This window comes from Vallitalea maricola (assembly GCF_036985595.1).
Taxonomy (GTDB): domain Bacteria; phylum Bacillota; class Clostridia; order Lachnospirales; family Vallitaleaceae; genus Vallitalea; species Vallitalea maricola.
Map to the genome: position 1 here is coordinate 1 of NZ_BTPU01000121.1, position 7,590 is coordinate 7,590.

General features: G+C 31.1%; 3 protein-coding genes. All 3 read right to left on the minus strand.

Translation table 11 applies throughout. The annotated features are described in order from the left end of the window. Positions 1 to 106 precede the first annotated feature (106 nt). Positions 107 to 2,566 carry a glycogen/starch/alpha-glucan phosphorylase gene (locus AACQ14_RS23295; protein ID WP_339365944.1) on the minus strand — a complete coding sequence of 820 codons (2,460 nt, stop codon included), beginning with the start codon at positions 2,564 to 2,566 and terminating at the stop codon, positions 107 to 109. 161 nt (positions 2,567 to 2,727) lie between these two features. Beyond that, the gene (locus AACQ14_RS23300; protein WP_339365945.1) at positions 2,728 to 4,215 is read right to left on the minus strand and encodes a methyl-accepting chemotaxis protein; all 1,488 of its coding nucleotides are present in this window, start codon (positions 4,213 to 4,215) and stop codon (positions 2,728 to 2,730) included. A gap of 154 nt (positions 4,216 to 4,369) precedes the next feature. Beyond that, positions 4,370 to 7,492: an isoleucine--tRNA ligase gene (ileS, locus tag AACQ14_RS23305; protein WP_339365946.1), complete on the minus strand. Its 3,123-nt coding sequence runs from the start codon at positions 7,490 to 7,492 to the stop codon at positions 4,370 to 4,372. Between the last annotated feature and the right edge of the window lie 98 nt (positions 7,493 to 7,590).

The following is a 7,590-nucleotide window of genomic DNA, read 5'->3' on the forward strand; positions in this document are numbered from 1 at the left end:
TTATTACAATATCTTGTATAAAGCTTAGCTTTTTTACTTTTCATATTAATCTCAATAACATTTATATGCTAATTATTATATTATTATGAGGGTATATTCAAATTAATTAGTCCATGACAACTGTAGTTTTTTCGAGATTCCATATTTCCTTAGCATATTGTTCTATAGTTCTATCTGATGAAAATTTACCGCTGTTAGCCGTATTAAGCATTACCATCTTAGCCCACCTACTTTGATTAGCATAAGCGATATCAATTTTCTTATGAGCTTCTTTGTAGCTATGAAAATCTTTTAATATGAAATATGGGTCAGGTCTGCCTCCATCTCCATTAAGCAGAGAATCATAGATTTCTCTGAACAAATCAGGGTCATCAGGTGCATAGAAACCATTAATCAATTGAGTAACAACTTTCCTGATGTCAGCATTATTATTATATAAATCCCAAGGATTATAGGAATCATCATGTTGAAGCTTAATGACTTCTTCTGAAGATAACCCAAATATGAAGCAATTATCTCTGCCCACTTCCTCTACTATCTCTATATTTGCTCCATCCATAGTTCCTAGAGTTACAGCTCCATTAAGCATAAGCTTCATATTTCCTGTTCCGGAAGCTTCCTTACTAGCTGTGGATATCTGTTCACTAACATCTGCTGCTGCAATAATTATTTCAGCATTAGAGACATTATAATTTTCTATAAAAACTACTTTAATCTTATTTTTTATATTTATATCATTATTAATAACATCAGCTACATTATTTATAAGTTTTATTATTAGTTTTGCTCTTGTATATCCAGGTGCTGCTTTTGCTCCAAATATAAAGGTTCTAGGTATCATATCAAGATCCGGATTTTCCAATAATTCATTGTACAGATGCATTACGTGTAGAATATTCATCAACTGTCGTTTATATTCATGTAATCTCTTAATCTGTACATCAAATATGGACCTAGGATCTATCTCAATATTATTATGTTCTTTTATATATTCAGCTAGGCGTACTTTATTCTCATACTTTATTTTCATGAATTCTTTTTGTTCTTGTTCGCTATCAGTATATTTTTCCAGCTTTTTAATATGTGGCAAATAAGTTATCCATTTGTCTCCTATTAGACCTGTAACAAAATCTGCTAATTTTGGGTTTGCTTCTAGTAAAAATCTTCTTTGAGTTATACCATTTGTTTTATTATTGAATTTATCTGGATAAATTTCGTAAAAATCTTTTAGCTCTTCATTTTTCAATATTTTTGTATGAAGCATAGCAACACCATTGACAGAGTGACTTCCGACGATACACATCCAAGCCATTTTGATTTGCCCATCCATGATTATGGACATATTATGAATGCGTTCCTTACTTAAATGAAATTCATCTACAAGCCTTAGACAGAATCTCCTGCTAATCTCTTCAATAATCATATATATCCTAGGTAATAATCTGCTTAATAATTCTATAGGCCATTTTTCAAGTGCTTCACTCATTATTGTATGATTCGTATAAGCACAAGTTTTTGTTGTAATATCCCAAGCTTCTTCCCATTCTAACTCTTCTTCATCCAACAAAACTCTCATTAATTCGGGTATAGTTAGAGATGGATGTGTATCATTGATATGAAATGCTATTTTTTCTGGTAACTCCCTTATATCGTTATGTTTTTGTTTGAATTTATTGATGACTTGCTGCACTGTGGCTGATATAAAAAAGTACTGTTGTTTCAATCTAAGTTCTTTACCCATATAATGATTGTCATTAGGATATAGTACTTCCACAATTGATTTGGCTAGGTTTTGTTGTTCTACTGCCTTGTGATATTCTCCTCTGTCAAAAGATTCTAGGTCAAAACCTACAATCGCTTCTGCATCCCATAATCTTAAGGTATTGACTGTATTATTGTCATAACCTACTATGGGTATGTCATAAGGTATGGCTTTTACTGATTGATAATTTTCTTGTACGAACTTATCTCTTCCATTAGCTGTTTTTAATACTCTTACACTTCCAAGGAATTTGACTTCTACACCATATTCATCTCTTCTAACTTCAAATGGGTTTCCATTTTTAAGCCATTCATCTGGTCTTTCAACTTGATATCCATCTATTATTTTCTGCTCGAATATCCCATAACGATAACGAATACCACAACCATATGCAGGATATTCCAAGGTAGATAAAGAATCTAAAAAGCATGCAGCTAATCTTCCAAGCCCTCCATTTCCAAGTCCTGGGTCAGGCTCCATATCTTCTATGATATTCAAGTCAAGCTCCAATTCATCACACACTTTTTTTACAACATCATCTACTTTCATATTAATTATGTTATTTCCAAGTGCTCTTCCCATAAGAAACTCCATGGATAAATAATATACAGTCTTAGGGTCCTTCTCATCATAAGTTTTATGGGTTTCAATCCATTGGTCTATAATAATATCTCTTACTGCAAAGGCTAGAGCTGCAAATATTTGTTCTTTTGACGCTTGATCAATAGTTTTTCTAAATTGATTCTTTATATTTTCAAGGACAGCTTCTTTCAAGTCTTCTACAGTAACATCTAATCTATTCATTAACATCAATCCTTTCAGTAATATACCATATCTTCTTTTACATATTATGCCTAAGATTATGTTTTTTTACTTATAATTTAGTAAAAAAATAAACTTCCAAGTTAGGAAGTCAATTTAATAATGTTTTTATATGCATTAAATAGTACATCTAGTATCTTTATTTAATTTTGATTACTGAAATTTCTTTGAAAAACTTCTTCTCCATTATCATTTAGTAGACTGATTTTTTGTAGTACTTCATTGAAATATTTTTTAAAAGTTACAGAATAAGATTCTGCTTCTTTATAATCATTATAAGCTTTATTCTGATTATTTTCTTCAATAGCAGCTATCACGTCAAAAGCTTTTTGGTGTAATGCATGATGTAAATTGTCTATTTTTTCCCATATATCTCTAATGATTGGATTTTCTACTTTTAAAGAATGATAAAAATGTCCAAAAGAACATCTTTTGTCATCTTTTTGAATAGCCTTAATCTCCATAGTGTTTGCCATATTTTTTAATAATTCAAGCCACTTATTATGGCTTTCTATTGCTTGAAGAATACGCATTTTAATTTCTTCATTTGAAATAGGGGTCAAACTATTATTAACAACTTCTGTTAAATCATTTACAACTTTTGTAATCTCTACATCTATATCTTTAGTGTTTTTTGCTAATTCAAATGCTGCTTCTGAATCATCCGAAATCTTGGATGCCATATTAGAAATACTATCAGAATCTGTGGCTACCATTTGCATAGCTGCTGCTATATCTTCTGACGCTGAATTAATCTGTTCCATAATTTCTGAGAATTCACCAATGCTATTAACTGTTTTATCTAATTTTTTAACATTATTCCCAAAAGCTTGATTTATTTCATCTAATTGTGTAGATATATCATTTGTAGAATTTATAGTATGATCAACACTTAAACGACATGCTCTTGCATTACTGCGAATACCTTCCATAAAATTTGTCATATTGCTTAATTTTGACTTAGTATCCTCCGCTAACTTACGTATCTCTTCCGCTACCACAGCAAAACCTCTTCCTTGTTCTCCTGCTCGTGCAGCTTCAATACTAGCATTTAAAGCTAATAGATTAGTTTGATCTGCTATCATGGCCACACCATTTACAATCTCGTCAACCTCATCTGAATATGATTCTAAAATGCCTATTTTCTCGGATAAATCCTTTGCATCTTTCACAACGTGGTTTTTTATTTGATTAATTTCACTTAATTGAGCCATATTTTGATTATTAACTTTAATCAATTCATTGGACTGTTTATTTAATTCTTTCATTGTATATGTTTGTTGTTTAATTGCTCCTTCTACTTCGTTCATACTAGCTGTTATTTCTTCTACCATAGACATATTGGATTGACTATTATCAGCTAATTCACTAGAAAAATATTTTAAATGATTTGATATGTAGGTCATAGTTACATCAAAATTACTCAACCTAATAGATTGGTTAAGAAGTTTATTAAGTTGAATAGCTACATTTTCATCGTTTTCGATTAATACCTCAATCAAATTTAATATTGCTTGATTTTTTTTCTTAGATATATTTTGGGGTAAATTTGGCTCATTCTTCCCATTCAAATAACCTTCCAAATAATCTATTATGGCTCTATTTTCTTTGCAATTTTTATTAATAATCATTATTCTTCCCTCTGTTCATAATTTTTTCTAATACTTTATAACAAGTTCAAAATGGATAAAATTAGATATTCATCTCCATAAATAATTTATCTAAAAGGCTGTTAAAAAAATTCTCTTTTAACAGCCTTTTAATATTTATACTTTTTATTTAAATTTAATTATTTTTTTCTACAGCTAAATATACTTTTTCACTATTTATTTTCCATTCTTTTGAGTAAACATTTTCATTCTTACCTACATTAAGAATATCTGCTAATGTTTCTGATAAAATTTGTTTTTTATTTTTATTTACGATATCTATTAATTTATCATTATCATCAACGTATATCTTAATATGGTCTGTTACTTCAAAATCAGCTTCTTTTCTCATAGTTTGAATCTTACTTATAATTTCTCTAACAAGACCTTCTTCAATAAGTTCTTCAGATAAGTTAGTATCAATAACAACTGTTACATCTTTATCTGTATTAGATTCATAACCAGTTTTTTTAGTTGATTCAATTAATAAATCTTCTTCAGCAAGTTCTACAACAGTACCATCTATATCAAATTTCAAAGCACCTTCTGCTTTTAATTCGTCCATCATCTTATTACCGTCACCATCTTGAAGCAATGTTCTGATTTGATTTAATAGTCTACCGTATTTTGGACCTACTGTCTTAAGCTGTGGTTTGAAGTTATAGGTTGTAAATTCTCTTACATCATCAGTAAATAATACTTCTTTTATATTAAGCTCTTCTGAAACAATGTCTTTATATAATTCAGGTAGGTTGAATGAAGATTTCACATACATCTTACCTATAGGTTGTCTATTCTTGATGTCAGCACTGTTTCTACAAGCTCTTCCGCTTACAACTATCTTTAATACTAATTCCATGTTTTTCTCAAGTTCCAAGTCAATAATTTTTTCATTAGCAACTGGGAAGTTACATAAATGCACACTTTCAGGAGCTTTCTTATTGAAATTGTACTCGAGATTTCTATAGATTTCTTCTGCCATGAATGGTACGAATGGAGCAGAAATCTTAGCTAAGGTTGTAAGAGCAGTATATAATGTCATATAGGCATTAATTTTATCTTGTGGCATATCTTTTTGCCAGAATCTTTCTCTACTTCTTCTTACATACCAGTTACTAAGGTCATCAACAAATTCCATCAATGCTCTTGAGGATTCTGTAATTAAATAATTATCAAGATTAGTATCTACTGTCTTGATAAGTGTATTTAATTTTGATAACAACCATTTATCCATTAATGATAATTTATCATATTCAAGTTCATACTTGGTAGGGTCAAATTCATCAATGTTAGCGTATAACACATAGAATGCATAAGTATTCCAGAATGTTCCCATGAATTTACGTTGACCTTCTATAACTGCATTATCATAGAATTTGTTAGGTAACCAAGGAGCACTGTTGTTATAGAAATACCATCTTACTGCATCAGCACCGTGCTTGTCTAAAGCTTCAAATGGGTCTACAGCATTTCCTTTGGATTTGGACATTTTCTGACCATTTTCGTCTTGAACAAGTCCAAGTACTATTACATTCTTGAATGCTGGCTTATCAAATAGTAATGTTGATATTGCTAACAATGAATAGAACCAGCCTCTTGTTTGGTCAACAGCTTCACTAATAAAATTAGCTGGGAAGTTATCTTCAAATATCTCTTTATTTTCAAATGGGTAATGCCATTGAGCATAAGGCATTGAACCTGAGTCAAACCAACAGTCAATTACTGGCGAAACTCTCTTCATTTTCTTATTACATTTTGGACAATTGATAAGCACATCATCAATATATGGTCTGTGAAGCTCTATATCATCTGGACAATTGTCACTCATGCTTTTAAGCTCTTCTATACTTCCGATTGCATGACGGTGACCGCATTCACATTCCCAGATATTAAGAGGAGTTCCCCAATATCTGTCACGGCTTAATCCCCAGTCCATAACATTTTCTAACCAGTTTCCAAATCTCTTGGTTCCAATTGATTCTGGTAACCAGTTAATCTGGTCATTGTTTTTGATTAATCTGTCTCTCACTTCTGTCATTTTGATGAACCATGTATCTCTAGCATAGTATAGAAGTGGAGTGTCACATCTCCAACAATAAGGATATGAATGTTCAAAATCAAGTGCAGTAAATAATAAACCTTTTTCATCTAGATAATCAATGATTAATGGGTCTGCTTTCTTGACAAACATACCTTTCCAAGGAGTAACAGCTTCAACAAATTCACCTTGCTCATCAACTAATTGAACAAATGGTAAATCATAATTTCTTCCAACTACAGCATCATCTTCACCAAAAGCTGGAGCAGTATGAACAACACCAGTACCATCAGTCAATGTAACATAATCTGCACAAGCTATATAATGAGCTTTTTTGTCAGGTGAAGCGAAATCAAATAGTGGTACATACTCTGTATATTCAAGGTCTTTACCTTTATAAGTCTCAACTACTTCATATTCTTCTCCAAGTACTTTTGTTGCTAAAGCTTCCGCTAAGATAAAATATTCATCTTTTACTTTTGCCTTGATATATGTTTCTCTAGGATTTACTGATAAAGCTACGTTAGAAGGTAATGTCCAAGGTGTAGTTGTCCATGCTAATATATAAACATTATCTTCCCCTTTAACTCTAAACTTAGCTATTACAGATTTTTCTTTTACATCTTTGTAACCTTGTGCCACTTCATGGCTTGAAAGTGGTGTTCCACAACGTGGACAATAAGGAACAATCTTATGTCCTTTGTATAATAAATCTTTTTCCCAGATTTGTTTTAGAATCCACCATACAGATTCAATATATTCATTGTGATAAGTTACATATGGATCATCCATATCAGCCCAGAATCCAACAGTCCCACTGAAATCTTCCCACATGCCTTTATATTTCCAAACACTTTCTTTACATTTTTCGATAAAAGGTTCAAGACCATATTCTTCTATCTGCTCTTTTCCATCAAGACCTAATAGTTTTTCTACCTCTAATTCTACTGGTAATCCATGAGTATCCCAACCAGCTTTTCTAAGAACTTTATAACCTTTCATAGTTCTGTATCTAGGTATCAAGTCTTTGATAACCCTTGTTAGAACATGTCCAATATGAGGCTTACCATTAGCTGTTGGTGGTCCATCATAAAAAGTATAAGTAGGTCCATCCTTCCTTAATTCTATACTCTTCTTAAAAATATCATTTTCATTCCAAAAATTCAGAACTTCTTTTTCACGATCTCTAAAATTAAGATCAGTGGATACTTTCTTGTACACCTTTATACCTCCTAAGTAATTATATGTTTTCTTCGTTTTCTTATATAAAATATAAACATAAACGGTATATTATATACAAGCCCTTACATCAAGTTACG